The organism is Mucilaginibacter phyllosphaerae, from assembly GCF_004378255.1.
Classification (GTDB): Bacteria; Bacteroidota; Bacteroidia; order Sphingobacteriales; family Sphingobacteriaceae; genus Mucilaginibacter; species Mucilaginibacter phyllosphaerae.
Genome location: NZ_SNQG01000001.1, coordinates 1,054,994 through 1,076,385 on the forward strand (window position 1 = coordinate 1,054,994; position 21,392 = coordinate 1,076,385).

At 45.5% G+C, this 21,392-nt stretch carries 18 protein-coding genes; 6 read left to right on the plus strand and 12 right to left on the minus strand.

Annotated features, from left to right (window positions below):
• Position 1 precedes the first annotated feature (1 nt).
• Positions 2 to 2,884: a DNA gyrase/topoisomerase IV subunit A gene (locus tag E2R65_RS04560; RefSeq protein WP_134335274.1), complete on the minus strand. Its 2,883-nt coding sequence runs from the start codon at positions 2,882 to 2,884 to the stop codon at positions 2 to 4.
• A 158-nt stretch (positions 2,885 to 3,042) separates the two neighbouring features.
• Between E2R65_RS04560 and E2R65_RS04565 the strand changes: the two genes are divergently transcribed.
• Positions 3,043 to 3,282, plus strand: coding sequence for a hypothetical protein (locus E2R65_RS04565; RefSeq protein WP_134335275.1), 240 nt, complete (start codon positions 3,043 to 3,045; stop codon positions 3,280 to 3,282).
• Positions 3,279 to 3,578: a type II toxin-antitoxin system RelE/ParE family toxin gene (locus E2R65_RS19980; RefSeq protein ID WP_134335276.1), complete on the plus strand. Its 300-nt coding sequence runs from the start codon at positions 3,279 to 3,281 to the stop codon at positions 3,576 to 3,578. Before E2R65_RS04565 ends, E2R65_RS19980 begins: the two co-directional genes overlap by 4 nt.
• A 20-nt stretch (positions 3,579 to 3,598) precedes the next feature.
• On the opposite strand, the gene E2R65_RS04575 is transcribed toward E2R65_RS19980, so the two are convergent.
• The gene (locus E2R65_RS04575; protein WP_134335277.1) at positions 3,599 to 4,114 is read right to left on the minus strand and encodes a YdeI/OmpD-associated family protein; all 516 of its coding nucleotides are present in this window, start codon (positions 4,112 to 4,114) and stop codon (positions 3,599 to 3,601) included.
• 137 nt (positions 4,115 to 4,251) lie between these two features.
• Here E2R65_RS04575 and E2R65_RS04580 point away from each other — a divergent pair, with 137 nt between their 5' ends.
• Positions 4,252 to 4,677 carry a nuclear transport factor 2 family protein gene (locus E2R65_RS04580; RefSeq protein ID WP_134335278.1) on the plus strand — a complete coding sequence of 142 codons (426 nt, stop codon included), beginning with the start codon at positions 4,252 to 4,254 and terminating at the stop codon, positions 4,675 to 4,677.
• Between the two features lie 95 nt (positions 4,678 to 4,772).
• On the opposite strand, the gene E2R65_RS04585 is transcribed toward E2R65_RS04580, so the two are convergent.
• The 4 genes from E2R65_RS04585 to E2R65_RS04600 form a co-directional block, all read right to left on the minus strand.
• Complete coding sequence (locus E2R65_RS04585; protein ID WP_134335279.1) at positions 4,773 to 5,432, minus strand: GDSL-type esterase/lipase family protein; 660 nt, start codon at positions 5,430 to 5,432, stop codon at positions 4,773 to 4,775.
• Positions 5,429 to 5,923 (minus strand): cytidine deaminase, encoded by a 495-nt coding sequence (locus tag E2R65_RS04590; RefSeq protein ID WP_134335280.1) that lies wholly within the window; start codon positions 5,921 to 5,923, stop codon positions 5,429 to 5,431. The genes E2R65_RS04585 and E2R65_RS04590 overlap by 4 nt, the downstream gene beginning before the upstream one ends.
• 153 nt (positions 5,924 to 6,076) lie before the next feature.
• Entirely contained in the window at positions 6,077 to 7,972 is a 1,896-nt protein-coding gene (locus E2R65_RS04595; RefSeq protein ID WP_134335281.1) for a DNA topoisomerase IV subunit B, read from the minus strand.
• A 105-nt stretch (positions 7,973 to 8,077) separates the two neighbouring features.
• A complete protein-coding gene (locus tag E2R65_RS04600; protein WP_134335282.1) occupies positions 8,078 to 8,752 on the minus strand; it encodes a hypothetical protein in 675 nt (224 codons plus the stop codon).
• A gap of 117 nt (positions 8,753 to 8,869) precedes the next feature.
• Between E2R65_RS04600 and E2R65_RS04605 the strand changes: the two genes are divergently transcribed.
• The 3 genes from E2R65_RS04605 to nagB all read left to right on the plus strand — a co-directional run bounded on the left by E2R65_RS04605 (position 8,870) and on the right by nagB (position 13,511).
• Positions 8,870 to 10,207 (plus strand): APC family permease, encoded by a 1,338-nt coding sequence (locus E2R65_RS04605; RefSeq protein ID WP_134335283.1) that lies wholly within the window; start codon positions 8,870 to 8,872, stop codon positions 10,205 to 10,207.
• Positions 10,208 to 10,217: 10 nt separating this feature from the next.
• Complete coding sequence (locus tag E2R65_RS04610; protein WP_134335284.1) at positions 10,218 to 11,384, plus strand: trans-sulfuration enzyme family protein; 1,167 nt, start codon at positions 10,218 to 10,220, stop codon at positions 11,382 to 11,384.
• Positions 11,385 to 11,591: 207 nt separating this feature from the next.
• On the plus strand, positions 11,592 to 13,511 hold the full coding sequence (gene nagB, locus E2R65_RS04615; RefSeq protein ID WP_134335285.1) for a glucosamine-6-phosphate deaminase: 1,920 nt from the start codon (positions 11,592 to 11,594) through the stop codon (positions 13,509 to 13,511).
• A gap of 86 nt (positions 13,512 to 13,597) precedes the next feature.
• Here nagB and E2R65_RS04620 read toward each other — a convergent pair whose 3' ends face one another.
• From E2R65_RS04620 to E2R65_RS04645, 6 genes are all read right to left on the minus strand, one after another.
• Positions 13,598 to 14,215 (minus strand): DUF4142 domain-containing protein, encoded by a 618-nt coding sequence (locus tag E2R65_RS04620; RefSeq protein WP_134335286.1) that lies wholly within the window; start codon positions 14,213 to 14,215, stop codon positions 13,598 to 13,600.
• 37 nt (positions 14,216 to 14,252) lie between these two features.
• Positions 14,253 to 15,947, minus strand: a complete 1,695-nt coding sequence (gene ftcD, locus E2R65_RS04625; protein WP_134335287.1) for a glutamate formimidoyltransferase — start codon at positions 15,945 to 15,947, stop codon at positions 14,253 to 14,255.
• 161 nt (positions 15,948 to 16,108) lie between these two features.
• Positions 16,109 to 17,329, minus strand: a complete 1,221-nt coding sequence (hutI, locus tag E2R65_RS04630; protein ID WP_134335288.1) for an imidazolonepropionase — start codon at positions 17,327 to 17,329, stop codon at positions 16,109 to 16,111.
• A gap of 359 nt (positions 17,330 to 17,688) precedes the next feature.
• Positions 17,689 to 19,362 carry a urocanate hydratase gene (gene hutU, locus E2R65_RS04635; protein ID WP_134335289.1) on the minus strand — a complete coding sequence of 558 codons (1,674 nt, stop codon included), beginning with the start codon at positions 19,360 to 19,362 and terminating at the stop codon, positions 17,689 to 17,691.
• Positions 19,340 to 20,899, minus strand: coding sequence for a histidine ammonia-lyase (gene hutH, locus E2R65_RS04640; protein WP_134335290.1), 1,560 nt, complete (start codon positions 20,897 to 20,899; stop codon positions 19,340 to 19,342). Before hutH ends, hutU begins: the two co-directional genes overlap by 23 nt.
• Positions 20,886 to 21,389, minus strand: coding sequence for a MarR family winged helix-turn-helix transcriptional regulator (locus E2R65_RS04645; protein ID WP_134335291.1), 504 nt, complete (start codon positions 21,387 to 21,389; stop codon positions 20,886 to 20,888). Before E2R65_RS04645 ends, hutH begins: the two co-directional genes overlap by 14 nt.
• Positions 21,390 to 21,392: the final 3 nt, after the last annotated feature.

Below are 21,392 nucleotides of genomic sequence, written 5' to 3' on the forward strand. Positions count from 1 at the left end.
CTTAAAATTTAAATAGCCCTAATTGCCCGTTATCATCTTTCCCGGCATCTTTAGGCTTGTTTTTTTCATCAGCATTTGGCTTCCTGAACTCAATATCATCAGGATTAGTTATCTCCATATCAATTTTTTTCTTTGGTGATTGTACGGCTTCCTCTTTAGAAGCTTCCGGTTGGTTTACCGGTAATTCTATAGATTGCTGCGGCGGTACCGTAGTTTTATCCGGCTCTGCAACCGGGCTTGGTAAATCAGGAGGCAGGGCGGTAATAGCTGATTGCGGGGCGGTATCTTTTACTTCCTTATCTTCCGGGGTTATCACGATCCCGGTATCTTCTACAGAATCCGGCGCCGGGTCAGGCACATCCTCTTCGTCATCATGCTCGGCCAATAAGGCTACAGTTTTAACCTGGTGTACAGATAAGCGGTTACCCATAGCTTTCATGCCCTTTACATCAATCAGGTCGGTAAGGTTCAGGTCGGCCTCTTCAGCCATCAGCGCTTTACCCTTCAACTGCTCTATTTTTACAATGGGCTGTGCAGCGCCGGATATGATCACAAGTTTTGAACCACTCTCATCGCTAATGATACTGGTTTGCTTGCCTATAACCGTATTCTCGAACACAAAACGTTTTACCATATAATTTTTTGATTTTCCATCGAAATGTATCACCGCAAATATTTTGGCAGGGTCATACTTTTCAATCACAATCATTTTATCATCAAAATGGTTATTCAGGTCGAAACTGGTTAATTCGTAAGTACCATTGGCCATTACGGTCAGGATGCGGTCGTCGCCATCAAACTCGCCCAGATATTTACCACGACTGTCGGCGTTCAGGCGTTTCAGGATATCATCATACCAGATCTTGCGGCCGGCCAGGGTAGATACGCCTTTGCTTTTCAGTACCACCTTTTTAACCGGATACTTGGTAACCATATTGCCTATTGAGTTGCGGCCTTTAATGGCAAGGGCAGCAAAATCCTCATCAAAGTTTAACTTCTTGAGTTTGGCATGCGGTTTTAACTGTACGGTAACCACCTCGGCCTCGCCGTTGGGGTTGGCGGTAAAATACAGCATTTTTGATCCTTTGCTGCCTTTGGTCAAATCGTACTCTTTATCGCGGGTTACACCTGTTACCGAAAAACGCTTAATATAGCTTACACCGCTTTGCCCGTCCTTATAGATCATATTGTAAACGGTCCGCTCGTCGTTCTTTTTAAATACGGCAACGTGTTCAATATCCTTGCCCACAAAAACCTTATCCTGCACCTTGGTTACCACAAACCTGCCATCGCCACGGAAAACGATGATCTCGTCGATATCCGAACAATCGCACACAAACTCGTCCTTTTTTAAGCCCGAGCCAATAAAGCCATCAACCTTGTTTACATAAAGTTTAACATTAGCTAATGCTACCTGTGCAGCCTCTACCCTGTCAAATGTGCGCAGTTCGGTTTTACGGCCGCGGTCTTTACCGTACTTTTCTTTCAGTTTTTCAAACCAGGCAATAGTATAATCGGTAAGGTGTTTTAAATGGTGCTTAACCGTTTTAATTTCGGCTTCAAGTCCTTTGATCTGTTCATCCGTTTTCTTCACATCAAAACGGGTGATGCTGCTCATCGGTTTATCGATCAGTTTTTTATAATCTTCCGGCAGTATGGTGCGATAAAATTGCGAAAAGAAAGGCTCAAACAACCTGTTCAACACCACCAATACGCCTTCAAAATCTGTTGACTGCTCATAACCGGGGTGTTTATACATCCCTTCCTGGATAAAAATTTTCAGCAGCGAGCTAAAGAAGATCTTCTCCATCAGCTCCTTCAGTTTTATCTCCAGTTCCTGTTTCAACAAGTCTTTGGTGAAAAAAGTGCTTTCAGTAAGCATATCGTTCACGCTCATAAAGCGCGGCTTATCATCCTGTATCACACAGGTATTGGGCGATATCGATACCTCGCAATCTGTAAAGGCGTAAAGTGCATCAATGGTAACATCCGGAGAAATCCCCGGTGCCAGGTGAACTATGATCTCTACTTCATTTGATGTATGATCATCGATCTTTTTAATCTTAATCTTTCCTTTATCGTTCGCAGCAATAATGCTTTCAATCAAACTAACAGTAGTAGTAGAAAAAGGAACCTCTTTAATGACAAGCGTTTTTTTATCTCTTTCTTCTATCTTGGCCCTTACACGTACCTTACCACCTCTTTGCCCTTCGTTATAAGCCGAAACATCAGCCATACCCCCGGTAGGAAAATCGGGTACAATATTTGGTTTGTCGCCCTTAAGAACGGCAACAGATGCATCAATTAATTCAACAAAATTATGTGGTAATACTTTGGTCGCCAAACCTACGGCAATACCCTCCGCGCCTTGCGCCAGCAATAAGGGGAACTTCACCGGAAGTGTTATTGGTTCGCGGTTACGGCCATCATAACTGGCTTGCCAAACGGTGGTATCAGGATTAAAAACTACATCTAAAGCAAATTTAGAGAGCCTCGCTTCTATATAACGGGGGGCGGCGGCTGAGTCGCCGGTTACAGGCCTTCCCCAGTTGCCTTGTGTATCAATTAATAACTCCTTTTGGCCTAATTGAACCATGGCATCACCAATAGAAGCATCACCATGCGGGTGGTATTTCATGGTGTTACCAATAACATTGGCTCCTTTGTTAAAGCGCCCGTCATCCAACTCCTTAAGCGAGTGCAGAATACGGCGCTGCACGGGTTTTAACCCATCGTTTAAATGCGGAACGGCACGGTCGAGTATTACATAAGAGGCATAATCCAGGAACCAGTTTTCGTACAGTCCATCAAGTGTAGTGATCTTTTGAAGTTTGTTATCTTCTATATTTTCAGGAGTATCAGGATTGTTCAGATCTTCGCTCATTCGTTAGCTCAAAAATTATGGATGGGTAAAGATAGATAAATGTGCAGAAATGCGGAGGGGTTAAATGGTAGTTTTTGGCTATGAAAGCTGCATTTTTATTAACATTGCCTGAGTATTACACCGTTGATGTTTTAGCAAAAAATGAGTAAATTTGATTTATGACAACGTTAATCGTACAGATAAATAAAGAAAAAGATTTATCCGCTTTGCAAGAAGTGCTTAATGGCTTGGGGTTAGAGTACAAATTACAGGAAGACGAGTGGGCTGGATTGTCATCAACTGAAATAGAAGGCATTAAAGCCGGACTTGCTGATATTGAGGCGGGCAGGATATTTACCCATAAGGAAGCAATGGATAGAATTGCTAATAAACTTAAACAGTTAGGTATAGATAAATGATCTTAATTAAGTTGATCTGGTCGGCAAGGGCACTGGATGAATACGAACGATTATTAGATTACCTAATGCCAGAATGGGGCATTGCTATCACCAAAAGAGTTGTTGATAGCATTACTCATCAAATAAACAGAATTCAACATTCGCCTGAGCAATTTCCAATATTCATAAAAAGCAAAAATATACATCGTTGTATAATATCCCCTCAAACCTCATTATTTTTTAAAGCAAGTGATAATACCATTGAAATCCTGTCAATATTTGACAATAGGCAAGACCCTAAAAAGCACGGCTTTTAAACCTGATTTAAACAAGTAATTCACTCCCTTAACTTCTTTTGTTCGCGCAACATGGCGCCATAATCCATTCGCCTTGTAGCGGCACTAATGGTTTTGGCGATACGGCCGGCCCGTGTTTCAACCGTTTTGGCATCGTTTATCCATTTTATAAAATAGCCTTGGTGCGATTTAGTCAGACCCGTGAAATAGGCTAACGCATCGGGCTGTTCGTAGCCGAAGCAGTCGTGCAGGTCATCGGGCATTTCCAGCTTAAAATCCTTATCATGCTCCAACTGAACGCGCAGCATGGCGCCGCTTTCTTTACGGATACTTTTCCGGATCTCTTTTTTAAGCGCCATGATGAAATTGCCGTTACCCGCAGGCATAGCAGATATGCCGGCAATGGGCAAATCATCCAGCTTGCCCTTTACCCTGAATGAGCGTTTATTACCCGGAAGTATTTGTTGGGCTACGTCTGCAGGTACCTCAATATAAGTCCACCCGGTTTTGTCTGCGTTCTCTCCGTATTGGAGTATGATGGTATTAAAGCGAACCATTAACAAATATATAACATTAAGGCCCTGATGTTAAAAGATTGTTAAATAACACAATTCGCTGTAACTATTTACAATCTGGCAGCATCTTATAGATATAAAAACAACAACAATAATAAATAACCTTAAAAAATTATATCATGAAAACTTTAAAATCACTAACCCTTGCCATCGCATTATTAGCAACTACCACCTTTGTAAAAGCCAATGATGTACCCGAAAATTATTTAACAAAAACCCATGCCATAAACACCTATATAGATGCCATGACACGCGGCCGGTCTAATAACTTAAACCAGGTGGTTGATCAATCGGCAAAGTTTAACATTCTGCGCGGAAAAAGTATTTTAAGCTTTACCAAAAAAGAAATGACCGATTTTTTAAAGAATCAAAAAAACGTTGAGCAGGCTTGCACCACCAGCACCGAAGTTGTAGAAAACAATGTGGATATGGCGGTAGTACGGGTAGATATGAAATTTGAAGGCTTTACCCGCAGCAATTATGTAACCATAGCCAATACCGGCAGCGGCTGGAAAATCACAAACGTTTACAGTGTATTTAAATAGTTAAATTTTAGTGTTTGAGTATGATCGGCTCTCCTGCAAAGGAGGGCCTTTCTATTTTTAGGCCTCACCCGGCTTCCTTCAAAACAAAGGAAGAATTACTTTACATAGGGTTGTAATACCGCCTGCCACTTATCATAACCTTTACTGTTTAAATGCAGCATGTCGCTTTCAAATAATGCCGTATCGGGCTTTAGGGTAGCCGGGGTTAATATGGCCGATGCTATATCAATATAGTGTGTTTTGCGCCTGGCTTTAATAAAATCCTTTATCATGCTGTTGGCCATTCGCACTTCGGGCAAAAACTTAGCACGGCTTGGGCTTGGTTTTATTGATAGATAATAGATCTCGGCATCGGGCAGATTTTGTTTGATCATGGCCCACAGCTTATAAAATTCGCGGGCAGTAAACTTACCGGTTTTGCCTGCGGCGATATCATTTTCGCCGGCGTAGATAAAGATCTTGCGCGGATGATAGGGATACATGATATATGGCGTATAATAATCAACCAGCTGCTCTATTGTGCAACCGCCTACCCCGCGCCTGATGATGGGCTTACCACTAAAGCGTTGCTCCAGATCGGTCCACTTACGGATAGATGAACTGCCGATAAACAGGATGCCGTTTTTTGCGGGCATCTGCACGCTATCCTGATGTTTAAAATCGCGGATCTCGTTATCAAACGGAAATCCTTGTTGTGCGCGGGCAGCTACATTCCATGTGGCTAAAACAAAAAACAGTATTATCCTGATCTTCATACTGGTTGTACTAAGCGTTCTTCAAAAAACATAAAAGGCATCATGCTTTTTACATCATCAATAACCCATACCGGGCCATCAATACAATACAACAATACCCGCAGCGGCATGTTTTGCCTTTTTTCGCACTCGGCCATTACCTGCAGGCAAGATCCGCAGGAGGTGATTGGTTTCAATAACGGGAAATCATCCGTATGCGCCGTTACGGCCATGCTTACAATCGGGTCATTAGCATGGCTGGCACCCCAATGGAACAAAGCCACCCGCTCGGCGCAAAGGCCTGATGGATAAGCCACATTCTCCTGATTACTGGCATGGATAATTTTACCGCTTTGCAATTGCAGTGCCGCCCCCACCCTAAATTTAGAATATGGTGAATGAGATGTTGCCATTGCCTTAACCGCTTCTGCACATAACGCCTGGTCGGCTGTGTTCAACTCTGTTACCGTATCGTATTCTTTAAAAGATATTTTGATGTCGTGTTCTGTCATGATATCGGCCTTCTGAAAAAGAAGGGGATACAAGATAGGTTTTATTAATATAAAAAACAACCAAGTAAAACAGAGACGCGAAGTATCGCGCCTCTACAATAAATATTACGTAGAAACGCGATACCTTGCGTATTATATAATCAGGGTTTTAAACTATACTGCTACCGGCAACTCTACCGCATCCAAATTCTCAGCTATTAGCGGGTTTACCGATTCATCATCTTTCTCCACCCGCAGGTTGTTTACAATGTGCTGCTGGCGCGTTGGAGTGTTTTTTCCCATAAAATATTCCAGCAGGGCTTTGATGTTGGCATCTTTAAGGAACACCGGGTCCAGTCTGATATCCTTACCGATGAATAATCCAAATTCATCGGGCGAAATCTCTCCTAATCCTTTAAAGCGGGTTATCTCTGGTTTAACACCCAGGCTGGCAATTGCATTCCGGCGCTCTTCGTCGCTGTAGCAATAAATGGTTTGCTTTTTATTGCGTACCCTAAATAAGGGTGTCTGCAGAATAGATACGTGCCCGGCCTTCACCAGATCCGGAAAAAATTGCAAGAAGAAGGTCATCAGCAATAAGCGGATGTGCATTCCATCCACATCGGCATCTGTAGCTATTACAATATTGTTATAGCGCAGGCCGTCTATACCATCCTCTATATTCAATGCATGTTGCAGCAGGTTAAATTCTTCGTTTTCATAAACCACTTTTTTGGTAAGCCCGAAACAGTTTAACGGCTTACCTTTTAAGCTGAACACCGCCTGGGTTTGCACATCGCGCGATTTGGTAATAGATCCGCTAGCCGAGTCACCCTCGGTGATGAACAGGGTTGTTTCCTGCTTACGCTCGTGGTTATCATCAAAATGCAGTTTACAATCGCGCAGTTTACGGTTATGCAGCGATGCTTTTTTGGCGCGGTCGTTAGCCAGTTTTTTAATACCGGCAATATCTTTGCGCTCACGCTCTGATTGCAGGATGCGTTTAAGCAGGGCATCGGCCGTTGCCGGGTTTTTATGCAAATAATTATCCAGTTCCTTTTTCAGGAAATCGTTGATAAACCCACGCACAGACGGCCCATCGGGACCAATATTTTGCGAACCAAGCTTGGTTTTAGTTTGCGACTCAAAAACCGGCTCCTGTACCTTTATGGCAATTGCCGCCACAATAGATGCACGGATATCCGAGGCATCAAACTCCTTTTTATAAAACTCGCGGATGGTTTTTACCACCGCCTCGCGAAAGGCCGCCTGGTGCGTACCGCCTTGTGTGGTGTGCTGCCCGTTCACAAAGGAGTAGTACTCTTCACCGTAAGATTGCCCGTGCGTCATGGCTATTTCTATATCTTCGCCTTTAAGGTGGATGATAGGGTAGCGCAGGTTTTCGGCATCGGCATTGCGCACCAGCAGATCATACAGGCCGCGTTCTGATAAGTACTTTTGCCCGTTAAAGTTAAGTGTAAGCCCGGCATTCAGGAACACGTAGTTCCATATCATATTCTCTACAAACTCGGGTATAAAGCGGTAATGCCTGAAGATGGTATCATCAGGTATAAAATTAATAGCCGTGCCGTTACGCTGGGTTGTTTCTTTTTCAGGCTCGTCACGTATCAGTTCGCCTTTTTCAAATTCAGCTATCTTGGTCCGGCCATCGCGGTAAGATTGCACCGTGAACGAGTTGGATAAGGCGTTAACCGCTTTGGTACCCACACCATTCAACCCTACCGATTTCTGGAAGGCCTTACTATCGTATTTACCACCTGTATTTATTTTAGATACGCAATCTATCACTTTACCCAGCGGGATGCCGCGGCCATAATCGCGCACGGCAACTTTATGGTCGCTCATGTTCACCTCTATGGTTTTGCCAGATCCCATCACAAACTCATCTATCGAGTTATCAATGATCTCTTTAAGCAACACATACACGCCATCGTCATAAGCAGAACCATCGCCCAGCTTACCAATATACATACCCGGCCTTAAACGAATGTGTTCCTTCCAATCAAGCGACCGGATGCTGTCGTCATCATAATTTACAGTTTCTGCCATAATAGATCAAATAGTTTGGGGTGATGAAAAGCCCCGTATGCAAAAATAAAGTTACGCCACTTAAATTAGTATTTAAATGTGCCAACTTATTAACATTTACAGCGCTTAAGGCTTAAACTTGATACAGCTGCTGGCCTTATCGATATTTTTAAAAAATTCCGGCCCTCTTTCGTTGGCCAGGCAAACGGCCAGTATAGTGCCAATATGGTCTTTTTGAAGCGTTATCAGCAAGGCATATTTGTAGTGCTTGGTAACTGCCAGGTTCTGCAGGTTTAATAAATAGGTTTTACCGGCATCGGCATTGTAACGCTCCAGGTATTTTGGCGGGATGCTGCGGGTAAAAAAATCATCTTCGCCTGTAAAGGCCATAGCGCTTGCCCGCCCCATATCAATATATAACGAATCGGGATTGGCCTGCCGGGTGTTTTTGTTACCCAAGGATTTTAAATAGCTGGCATAATTTTCTTTTTGCGATTTTACCTGAAACCAGATCTCAAATTCCTTACCCGGCACCTCCATGGCATAATCAAAAAAAAGGTCTTCGTTATCGGGGGCTTTAATTTCCTTAAATCCTTTAGGGGCAGTAAAACTAACATTCGCAGCATCGGCTGCGTGCAAAAAGTTTTTTAGCTGGGGGCTTATATATGCCGGTTTGGCAACCGGTTTTAATGCACCGCTTTTTTTACGTATTACCTGGTGGCTTTTTACCTGTGCAAAAATTGCAGGTGCAATACAAAACAACAATATCCCCGTAAGTAATAATTGTTTAAATTGCTTCAAAATAAAAACCATTCAATTAGGGTAATCAAAAAAATTAACAAACGAATTTAAGTGATTTGCAACGTTAAATAAAATTAAATTATAATATAAATTTAAAAAATAAACGCAAAAGTAAATATGAGCATACAACCCCGGCTTAACCGCTTTGATCTAAGCATGATAGTTATCAGTTTGGTAATAGGCATGGGCATATTTGGCAGCCCCAGCGATGTTGCCGTAAAAGCCGGCAGCGCGCCGGTGTTTTTTGGCGCATGGATCTTTGGCGGGATAGTTACCCTATGCGGCGCCCTCACTTTTGCCGAAATAGGCGCACGTTACCCAACCACCGGCGGCTTTTATAAAGTGTTTTCTTATTGTTACCACCCTGCCTTCGCTTTTATGATCAACTGGGTGCTGGTTATCAGTAACGCATCTTCGGTTGCAGCGGTAGCTTTATTGGGTGCCGAATACATTAACCCTATTTTATTACCGCCAAGCCTGCAAAACTCCACGGGTAGTAAGCTCACTACCATATTAACAGTACTGCTGTTATATGTAATAAACTTTTTAGGCATCAAGCTAAGTGCACGTGCCCAAAACGTGCTTACAATATTTAAAGTGGTGGCTATAGTTGTGTTATGTACCGCCATATTTAAAAGCGATGCCGAGCCTAAAACCCTGATTGCCGTTGTACCGCATACCGGCAGCGTTATCACCGCTTTTGGCTTAAGTTTAGTGGCCGTGTTTTTTACTTATGGTGGTTACCAGCAAACCATCAACTTTGGCGGGGATATCATCAATGCTAAAAAAAATATTCCCAAGGCTATCTTTTTTGGTATTGGTACCGTAATCGCTTTATACCTGGCTATTAACTATGTATATTATTCGGTATTGGGCATTGGCGGCTTACAGCAAACGCATACACTGGCAGCAAAGCTGGCCGGGGTAATATTTGGCGCTACCGGGTATAAGATCACCTCTATCCTGATGTTTGTATCGGTACTGGCTTATGTAAATGTAAATATATTAGCTAACCCAAGGGTGTATTATGCCATGGCCGAAGACGGTATGCTGCCGCCGATATTTAAAAAGGTTAACCCCAAAACACAGGTGCAGGAATTTGGGATGACAGTTTTTGTAGCCGCCGCGCTCATCATCCTGTTCTTTGTAGGCTCGTTTAGTGCTATGCTTAAATATGTCATGTTTTTTGATACCATAGGCCTGTCGCTTTGTGCACTCACTATTTTCATCCTGCGTAAAAAAACAAAACACCTGGATACCAAAGATATCTATGTTATTAAATGGTTCCCGCTCATTCCGGCCATCTTTATACTGGCTTACTGGTTTGTTACCATTAACATTTTCATCACTTTTAAAGAGGATCCGTTTGCCGCATTCTGGTGCCTGGCTGCTTATGCTTTGGGGCTGGCCATATACTACATTGGTAAACGCAAACAATCCCCCGCACTTCCCTAAAATTTGAGCTATGGACCTATCCTACATCCTGAATGAACTGGGCGAAGAGCGCGACAGTTACTTTAATGCTGTATCGCCGCCTATTGTGCAAACCAGCAATTTTACTTTTAAAACCGTTGCCGATTTCCGCAGGGCTTTAAACAACGAATATGATGCCATGCTGTACTCGCGCGGGCAAAACCCTACACTAACTATTCTGCGCCAAAAACTAGCCGCTTTAGACGGCGCCGAAGATGCCCTGGTTTTTAGCAGCGGTATGGCCGCCATTAGCGTACCTATACTTGCCTTGCTTAAACAGGGCGACCATGTGATTGCCGTTGATAACCCTTACAGCTGGACCATCAAACTATTTAATAACCTGCTGGCTAAATTTGGTATCAGCACCACATTTGTAGATGGCACCCGGGTAGAAAACATCCAAAACGCCCTGCGCTCCAACACCAAACTTATTTACCTGGAAAGCCCTAATACCTTTAGTTACGAATTACAGGACCTGAAAGCGATTGCCGCCATTGCCAAACAGCGCGGCATTATCACCATGGCCGATAACAGCTATTGCACCCCGCTTTACCAGCAGCCAATTGCATTGGGTGTAGATCTGGTGGCACAATCGGCAACCAAATACATCGGCGGGCATTCAGATGTGGTGGCAGGTGTGCTCACCGGCAGCAAAGCTTTGATACAACAGATCTTCAATCACGAGTTTATGAATATCGGCCCGGCCCTGTCACCACATTCGGCATGGCTGCTTATCCGTGGGTTGCGCACTTTGCCCCTGCGTTTACAGCGCAGTTTTGAGAGTACAAAAACTATCATCGCCTGGCTAAAACAGCAACCGCAGATAAACGAGGTACTTTGGCCCTTTGATGAAAATTTTAAACAAACAGAACTGGCACACCGGCAAATGCAGGGCTGCGGCGGTTTATTTAGCTTCACGCTTAAAAATTCATCGCTCCAAAAAATAGAAACCTTTTGTAACAACCTTAAACACATCCTGATGGCCGTATCATGGGGCGGGCACGAAAGCCTGGTTACACCTTCATTAGCCGGAATTAAAGCTGCTGATTATGGAATAAATAACCCCAGGCATCAATTAATTCGCATGTATATCGGGCTGGAAGACCCTGATTATTTAATCAAAGATCTCGAGCAGTCGTTGAAATTATTCCCTTTTTAAATTTTTTTAAAAAGTGTTTGATTATTTAAATTAACTTTATTAAGTTTGTATTGATGATGAAAGATAAGTCATTAAAATACGCATACTTTTTAGCCCTCCTGGGGATTAAAATTTATAGTTAATTGGTTGGTAAATCCTCGTTTCGGCGGGGATTTTTTTTGTGCCGGTTTTTAAGACAAGAAATAGATAAAAATATATAACCTGATCATGGCAAGATTAAATTTATTAGAAGAAACGCGTTACGAAAAGCTGCCGGTAACGGTGTATCCCGATCAGCAAACTGCATCGCTGGCAGTGGCTGCAAGGATAGCCGGTTTGATCCGCAAAAAACAAGCGGCGGGCCAGCCTGCAGTGCTGGGCCTGGCAACAGGGGTTACCCCCATTAAGGTTTACGCCGAACTCATCAGGCTGCACCAGGAAGAAGGCTTATCTTTTAAAGATGTGATCACCTTTAACCTGGATGAATACTTCCCGATGAAGCCGGACGCTACACAAAGCTACGTTACGTTCATGAACGAGAACTTATTTGACCATGTAGATATTGATAAAGCTAACGTGCATATCCCCGATGGTACACTGCCACAGGATGCAGTAGCGGCATTTTGTTTAGAATACGAGAGGCAGATAGAAGAATTAGGCGGCTTAGACCTGCAGATATTAGGTATTGGCCGTACCGGCCACATTGGTTTTAACGAGCCGGGGTCGGCACCTAACTCGGGCACGCGCCTGGTTACTTTGGATGACCTGACCCGTAACGATGCTTCGCGCGATTTTGGCGGAAAAGAGAATGTGCCCACCAAAGCCATTACTATGGGTGTTGGTACCATATTTAAGGCCCGCGAAATTATCCTGATGGCCTGGAGCGCCAAAAAAGCGCCTATTGTACGTAAAGCCGTAGAGGGCGAGATCTCGGGCGAGGTACCCGCTACCTTCCTGCAATTATCTGATAATGTAGAATTTGTATTGGATGTAGATGCCGCATCCGGTTTAACGCGCTTTGATACCCCCTGGCTGGTATCCGACTGTATTTGGGACAATAACCTGAAGAAGAAAGCGGTGATCTGGCTGTCAAACGAGGTAGGTAAACCTATCCTTAAATTAACGGAAGAAGATTATAATAGCCACGGCATGGCGCAGCTTGCCGTAGAGCAGGGCCCTGTTTACGAAATAAACATTGATATTTTTAACCAGGTACAGCACACTATTACCGGCTGGCCGGGCGGTAAGCCGGGTGCTGATGACAGCCAGCGCCCGGAACGTGCCGAACCGTCAAAAAAACGCGCTATCGTGTTTTCACCACATCCGGACGATGATGTGATCTCGATGGGCGGTACGTTCATCCGTTTAGTAGATCAGGGGCATGATGTACATGTAGCTTATCAAACATCTGGCAATACTGCCGTTTGGGATGATGATGTGCTTAGGTACATGGAGTTTGCCATTGATTTTAAACAGAGTGTTGGTGAAGACATAACCAGGCTACAGGGTATTTATGATGATATGCGCAAGTTTATCAATACCAAGCTGCCCAACCAGATAGATACCCAGGAAATTCGGGATGTAAAAGGGTTTATCCGCAAAACCGAGGCTATATCCGGCGCAAGGTATGCCGGCCTGCCGGATAGTAATATCCATTTCCAGGCATTGCCATTTTACGAAACCGGCAAAACTAAAAAGAACTCGGTTGGCGAAGAAGATATTAAACTGACCATGGAATTACTGCAGCAGGTAAAACCACACCAGGTATTTACCGCCGGTGATTTTGCCGACCCGCACGGTACACATATTGTATGTTTTAATGTTGTGATAGAATCTTTACGCAGGCTGCGCCAAACCGAAGCATGGGTTAACGATTGCTGGGTTTGGATGTATCGCGGTGCATGGCATGAATTTGCCACTCATGAAATTGAGATGGCTGTGCCTTTATCACCTGCCGAAGTACTGCGCAAGCGTAATGCCATATTCAAGCATCAATCTCAAAAAGACCATCCGGTGTTCCCCGGTGATGATGCCCGCGAGTTTTGGGTACGCGCAGAGGACCGCAACCGCGAAACCGCCCAGAATTACGACAAGCTGGGTATGGCCGAATATGCGGCCATGGAAGCCTTTGTACGGTATCATTTCTAAGCCCTATCTTTTCCTATATATCAAACAAAACAGGCCGCAATTTGCGGTCTGTTTTGTTTGATATCATTGCTGATAGCAGGGTAGTATTACTTTTTATTTTTAACTGTAGTAGCGGCTTGTTCTGCCATTTGCAGGTGGTGTTGTAATATGGGCACATGTTTGCCTGCAAAAGCCTTTAATTCCGCGTCCTTGCCATCTTTTGCCTCCTTTTTAAATTCCTCTATGTCGGCTTTATGGTCTTTAACCATATATTCAATGTAGGCTTTATCAAAATCCTCTCGTTTCATTTTCGAAAAATCATCATAATCTTTTTGCTTGTCGTTACTTAAAATTGCCGGTAACGTAATAAACTTTGAAGCTGCAATAGCTTTTAATTCGGTGTTTGCCTTAGCATGATCGGCAACCATCATGTTGGCAAACTTCATTACCTGCGGCGATATGGCTTTGTTTTGGGCAAGCTTACCTAATTCCACCTCCAGCATACCGCCATTGGCGGCCTTAACAGCATACTCATAATCAGCTTTAACCGCTGTAGAATCTTTGGCCTTTAACTCCTTTTTATTGCTATCCATAGCAGCATCTGTGCTGTTGCTATTTAAACTTGTGGTGCTATCGGTATCAGTAGCGCCACCTTTGCCATTTCCACTGCAGGATGCGGCAGTAATAATTACGGCACCTAATAATAATTTGACTATACTTTTCATACAAAGTTAATTTTTGTTTAAAAAAATTAACCAACAATTATGCCATGCTATTAATTTTTTTGTTAACTGTATTCATAATTTCTGTTTCGGCGTTTATTACCTGCTTTTGTATTTCTTCGCCGCGCTGTAAAATATCATCTACAAAAGCCTTATCCTTATAGCCTGCTGCATTGATCTTTACATTCATAAAGGCCCCTATTACTGCACTACGGGCACAAAGCGCTGCTACACCGGCATCCGTAACTGAATTGGGGTTACCTGTTTCTACCATAGCTTTTATCAGCGTTAAACTTTCGTAAGCCGTTTGCATTACCTTAAAAGGTACCTCTATAGCGTGCCTGGTGGCATTTTGTATAGCCTGGGTACGAGTTGCTTTTCCCTGCTCGCTTGATTTGGGCAGGCTGAATGCTTCCATTATTTTATTGAAGGCTGCGGTATCCAGATCTACTAATCGCAATAGTTCATCTTTAAAATTTTGTCCTTGTTCTGCCCAATTGCTAAACTCCTCCCAGCGGCTATCCCACCCTTTTTTATGAGCGGATAAATTAGCCACCATAACGCCTAAAGACGCCCCTAAAACGCCTAAATAAGCAGCTATAGAACCCCCACCCGGCGCCGGGCTTTCGCTTGCCGTTTCATCGGCAAAATCGGCAAGGGTCATGCTTACTAATTTGCTTGAAGTAGCATCTTTCAGTAAATATTCAATGATCCGCTCTTCCGGGTTAAACGGACCAAGCTCATCCAAACCCATAGATTTGATAGCGATCTTAATCAACTCTTTTTCGCTCACCCCAACAGACCGTTGCTGCTTACGCAGGAAATACTTACCGGCATCCAGCATGGCTTTCAGCGGTATCAGCCCAACCAGTTCACTGCCCGTTACCCGGATGCCACGGTCTGCGGCTTTTTGGCACACCTCATCAAAGGCTATGTGTATTGGTGTTACCTCAATATTGGTCAGGTTCATCGAGATCTGGGCAACACCGTACTCCTCTATGTACCAGCCTATGGCCTTTACACTTTTCAGCGTGCCGGGGATAGATTTGGGCTTGCCGTTTTCGTCTGTTACAATTTTGCCTGTTACCGGGTCGCCTTCGCGCATTACGCGGCCGGCCTCGCGCACATCAAAGGCAATAGCATTGGCCCTGCGGGTTGATGTGGTGTTCAAGTTGATATTATAGGCGATCAGAAAATCTCTTGCACCAATTACGGTAGCACCACGTTTGGCATCCATTTCTGCCGGGCCAAAATCGGGTTTCCATTTAGGCTCTTTTATCTTTTTAAAAAAGCCCTCGTATTCACCCGCCCTGATCACTGATAGGTTATCGCGGCTTTTATCCGCCTGTGCATGCTGGTATAAATAAGCCGGGATGCCCAACTCTTCACCAACACGTTTGGCTAATTCACGGGCATACTCCGCCGTTTCTTCCATGGTGATATTGGCAATCGGTATCAGCGGGCAAACATCTGTCGCGCCCATCCTGGGGTGTTCGCCTTTGTGTTTGCTCATATCAATCAGCTCCCCTGCTTTTTTTATGGCCAAAAAGGCCGCTTGTATTACTTGTTTAGGTTCGCCTACAAATGTTACCACGGTGCGGTTGGTGGCCTTTCCGGGGTCTACATTCAGCAACCTTACACCTTCTACAGATTCAACCTCATCTGTAATTTGGTTGATGATACTTAGGTTTACCCCTTCGCTAAAATTGGGCACACATTCTATTAGTTGGTTCATTGGTTTATTAGTTCAATGGTTCATTAGTCTTTTTCAATTCCCTCCTTTGGGAGGGATGTGCGGGGCTATGTTGTGGCAGGGAGGAGTTTATACGCTATCATCGCTTTCATAAACCCCTCCCTGCACCCTCCCGCAGGGAGGGAATCGCACATTTCCCTGCTTTATATATCGCCAGCGGTCCATACCTGGCCCGGCTTTAACTTTCCCTGGTAATATAATATTTCGCGGTGATCGGCGCATGGGTAGGCCTGCATATCTGCGGGCATACCGGGGGCTAATATACCACCTTGTATGTTTAATGCTGCAGCCGCGCGCGAGGTTAACCCTGCAAAAACTTCGGCCGCCGATAACTTCTCTGATGCGCTCATTACAGCGGCCTGCATCAGCAGATCGCCCATGGGTGCCGAGCCGGGGTTCCAGTCGCTGGCAACGGCCAGGCATGCACCAGCATCAAGCAGCTTGCGGGCGGGTGCATAAGGCATACCCAAGCCTAAAGATGCACCCGGTAAAGTTACCGCAACCGTATTTGATGTAGCCAAAAGGCCGATTTCTTTTTCGCCGCTTGCCTCTAAATGATCGGCAGATGCAGCGCCAACCTCTACAGCAACAGCGCTGCCGCCGGTAGTAAACTGATCGGCATGCACCGTAATATCAAAGCCCATTTCTTTGGCCTTGTTCAAATAGGTCAAAGCGTTTTGGGTATCCATCGCGCTTTGTTCAATAAATATATCTATGCGGTTAGTAAGGTTTTCCTGTTTGATGATGGGCAGCAGATCGTCTATCACATGTTGCAGATATTCCTCCTGCGAACCGGCAAAATCCCTGGGCACCATGTGCGCGGCCAGGCAGGTGGGTATTAGTTTTGCCTTTGTTTGGGCAGATGCCGCTTGGATAGCGCGCAGTTGTTTTAACTCTTCATCCAAACTTAAACCGTAACCGCTTTTTACTTCTATAGTAGTTACGCCCTCGGCTAAATGGCGGTTGGCGCGTTGTACTAACAGACCGGTCAATGTTGCCTCATCAGCCGCGCGGGTTTGCGTAACGGTATCCCAAATACCGCCGCCTGCCTTAGCAATTTCCAAATATGTTTTACCTGCAATGCGCATGGCATAATCTTTAGCACGGTTGCCGGCAAAGCAAATGTGTGTATGGCAATCTATAAAGCCGGGAAGCAATACCTGCTGCCTTTCCATTTCTTCTATTTGGGTGGCCGGGTTAGCTTTTCTAAGTTCTTCAAAATTGCCAATGGCTAATACTAATCCGCCCTCAATCAGCACACCTCCACTGGGGATAACGTGCAATTGCTCATCCTTTAGCGCACCTTTTAAAGGCAACCCTGTAAGTGGCAATATCTGCGTAAACGGACCTATTAGTTTTTTCATTGTAATTACTTTTCTAAAGCCAATTTTACTCACCCGGTCATTGCTTCGCTCGACCACCCTCTCTTCGCTGCGCGGAAAGAGGGTTATAATAAATACATCCAAACCTTATTTAATCAGCGCAAAGAGGGTTAAGTATTAAAAAACTTCTCACCCTCTTTGCGTAGAAGAGAGGGTCGACCAGCGTAGCGGAGTCGGGGTGAGTCAAATCGCCATTCTTTTCATTCGTTACCTGCGGCCCGGGCTTTACGCTCATACGCCTGCAGGCATTACGCACGGGCCGGTATCCGCTTCAATCCCTAACGCTAAGACGCAAAGTATTGCGTCTCTACATTCTTCTTTCGGACTTCCAACTTAACAACCTACCACACCTTTAATCCAAACCTATCGGCCCACTCTTGTGCTTTATCATAGCCGGCATCCGCATGGCGGAAGATCCCCATGGCAGGGTCGTTATGCAGCACGCGTTTAAGGCAGGCGGCGGCACGTTCGGTACCATCGGCAACTACTACCATACCGGCATGTTGCGAGTAGCCCATGCCCACTCCACCGCCATGGTGGAACGATACCCAAGTGGCACCTCCGGACGTATTGGCCATCAGGTTGAGCAATGGCCAGTCGGACACCGCATCCGAGCCATCCTTCATAGATTCGGTTTCGCGGTTGGGTGATGCTACCGAGCCGCAGTCCAAATGGTCGCGACCGATCACTATTGGCGCTTTTACTTTTCCGCTGGCCACCAGTTCGTTAAATATTTGCCCGGCTTTTTCGCGCTCGCCCATGCCCAGCCAGCAGATACGTGCGGGCAGGCCCTGAAAGGCAATTTGTTTTTGTGCTTTTTCTAACCAGTTGATCAATGGTTTATTCTCCGGGAAGGCTTCCATCAACGCACGGTCGGTAATATAAATATCTTCGGGGTCGCCTGATAAAGCTACCCACCTGAACGGGCCTTTCCCCTCGCAAAACAGCGGACGGATAAACGCCGGGGTAAAGCCCGGGAAATCGTAAGCATTTGGCTCGCCGCCCTGTTTGGCAAATTCGCGCAGGTTGTTACCATAATCAAACGCTACCGAACCACGCTTCTGTAATTCTAACATTAAACCTACATGGCGGGCCATGCTGGCTAAGGACAGGCGCTTGTACTGTTCAGCATCGGCCCTGCGCAGGCCGAGCGCTTCATCCTGCCGTAAGCCGTTGGGTACGTAACCATTTAATGGGTCGTGTGCCGAAGTTTGGTCGGTCACCATATCGGGCACAATGCCATCAGCAATTAGCCTTTGCAGCATGTCACCGGCATCGCTTACCAGGCCAACAGATAAGGTTTCGCCTTTAGCCATCGCATCCTGCACCCATGCAATTGCCTCCTCGTAAGAGTGTGTTAATTTATCTATGTATTTACTGTCAATTCGTTTTTGGATGCGGGTAACATCCACATCAGCACCTAAAAACACAGCGCCTGCCATGGTAGCGGCCAATGGTTGTGCACCACCCATGCCGCCTATACCTGCACTAACGATCAATTTCCCCGTCAGTTCATTATTAAAATGCTGGCGGCCTGCCTCCACAAAGGTTTCGTAAGTACCCTGCAATATACCCTGGGTACCGATATAGATCCAGCTACCGGCCGTCATCTGGCCGTACATCATCAGTCCATCGGCACGGAGTTTATTAAAATGCTCCCAGTTGGCCCAGGCAGGCACCAGGTTGCTGTTGGCTATCAAAACCCTCGGCGCCTGCGGATGGCTGCGGATGATCCCCACAGGTTTGCCGGACTGCACCAGTAACGAATGGTCATCATCCAGTTCCAGCAAAAGCTCTATGATCTTCCTGAGCGATTCGGGGTTACGCGCTGCCTGACCGATGCCGCCATATACCACCAACTCATCGGGGTTTTCGGCAACCTGCCCGTTAAGGTTATTTAACAGCATGCGCAAAGGCGCTTCTGTTTGCCAGCTTTTAGCGTGCAGTTTATTCCCAACCGGGGCGTAATACACCGGGTGTTTGGCGTAGGTATCAATAAATTCCGAATTCGTCATCTGCTGTGATGTTTTTGTGATGTTTTTGTGCAGTTTGGTTAGCCATAGCCTCAAATTCGCCGCTTATAATTAGCTGATGCAGGGCATTAATATCCTCTGCAAAAATCCTGTCTTCTTTGATGAATGGCACCTGCTGCCTTACCAATTGATGTAACTCTTCTATCACCGGGGTGCTTTGCAAGGGCCTGCGAAACTCCAGCGCCTGCGAGGCATACAATAGTTCGATAGCCTGGATGTATTCCAGATTATCCAGCACCATGTGCAGCTTGCGCCCGCTGATGGACCCCATAGAAACATGGTCTTCCTGCCCCAGCGAGGTGGGTACGCTATCGGCACTGGCCGGGAAACAAAACGTTTTATTTTCGGTAACCAGGGCGGCCGTGGTGTACTGCGGGATCATCAGTCCCGAATTTAAGCCTGCATCATCTGTTAATAATTTGGGTAAGCCGTATCGGCCTTCGCTCATGAGGTAACAGCGGCGGTCGGCAATATTGCCCAGTTCTGCAGCGGCTACGGTAGCATAATCTAAAGGCAAAGCCAGCGGTTGCCCGTGGAAATTGCCCCCGCTTATAGTATCATCAGCATTAAAAATTACGGGGTTATCGGTAACGGAGTTTAATTCTATCTCCGTTAATTCTTTTAAATGCAGCCAGGCATTGCGCGATGCACCGTGCACCTGCGGCATACAGCGCAGAGAATACGGATCCTGCACCCTATCACAATCCACATGCGAACTGCCAATGGCCGAGCCTTCTAATAATACAGCCAACCGCTTTGCAACCAACTTGGTGCCCTTATAGGGGCGAATGGCATGCAGACGTTCATCAAACGGGCGGGAAGATCCCATCAGGCCTTCTAAGGACATGGCACCTATCAGGTCAGCCACATTAAGGGCATTGTTCAGGCGATCCACTGCTTTTATGGCGAAGGCTAATATAAACTGCGTTCCGTTAATTAATGCCAGCCCCTCTTTTGGGCCTAATACTAAGGGCTGAAGATCATGTTGTTTTAAGATCTCTGCTGCGGGATATTTTCCCTCCCCAACGTTCACAAACCCCAGCCCTATCAACGGCAGGAATAAGTGCGAGAGTGGCGCCAGATCTCCCGATGCACCAACCGAGCCTTTCTCGGGCACAACGGGTATCACATCATGATCTATATGCCAGATGATGCGCTGCAAAGTTGCAGGGGCAATGCCCGAGTAGCCTTGTGCCAAAGCTTGTACTTTGGTGATCAGCATCAATTTGGCTATCTCTTGCGGGATGGGTTTGCCCACACCCACACTATGGCTTTTTAAAATATTGCTTTGCAGCAGGCTGGTGTCCTTTTCAGAAATACGGGTATCGCAAAGCGGGCCAAAGCCTGTGTTAATGCCATACACCGGCAAATGTGCCTGCACTATTTTTTCTACCTCGTTCCGGGAAGTTTGGATGCGTGATGCCGCCTCTTCATTGATGACACCTTTTACCCTACCGGCCGCAATATCCAAGCTAATGCCTATACTGAGGTGCTCGATACCGTAATTAAAGTTTTTCATGAGGTATGGTTTTTAGTTTATCACCAACCTTGCCAGATAAGTTGTAGGCACGGAATGAATTTTCTAAGGCAGATATCGCCGGTAGTATCCCTGCTATTTTGCTATCTGATGCTTCCAGTTCGTTCATGCCGGCGCTGATGGCATCCCAAATAGGTAAGATCTGTTTTAACAAGTCGCGGCCTTTATCCGTAAACTGTACCATTTGCCTGCGGCCGTCATCGGCACTTACCGTGGTTTCTACCAGTTTACGGTTCTTCAGGTTAGTGATCAGCTGGCTTGCTGCCGGGTGTGATACCTCGGTTTGCCCGCTCAGTTCTTTGATAGAAAGAGAATCATTTTTGGATAATAAATAAAACACCGGGAACCAGCTGGCATCAAAGTCAATGCCCTCGTTTTGATAAATACGGTTTATTTCGGACAGAAAAGTTTCGCTCATGCGCCTTAGGCGGCTGCCTAAAACCAGGTATCCTAAACTTTGGTACAAATTCATGAT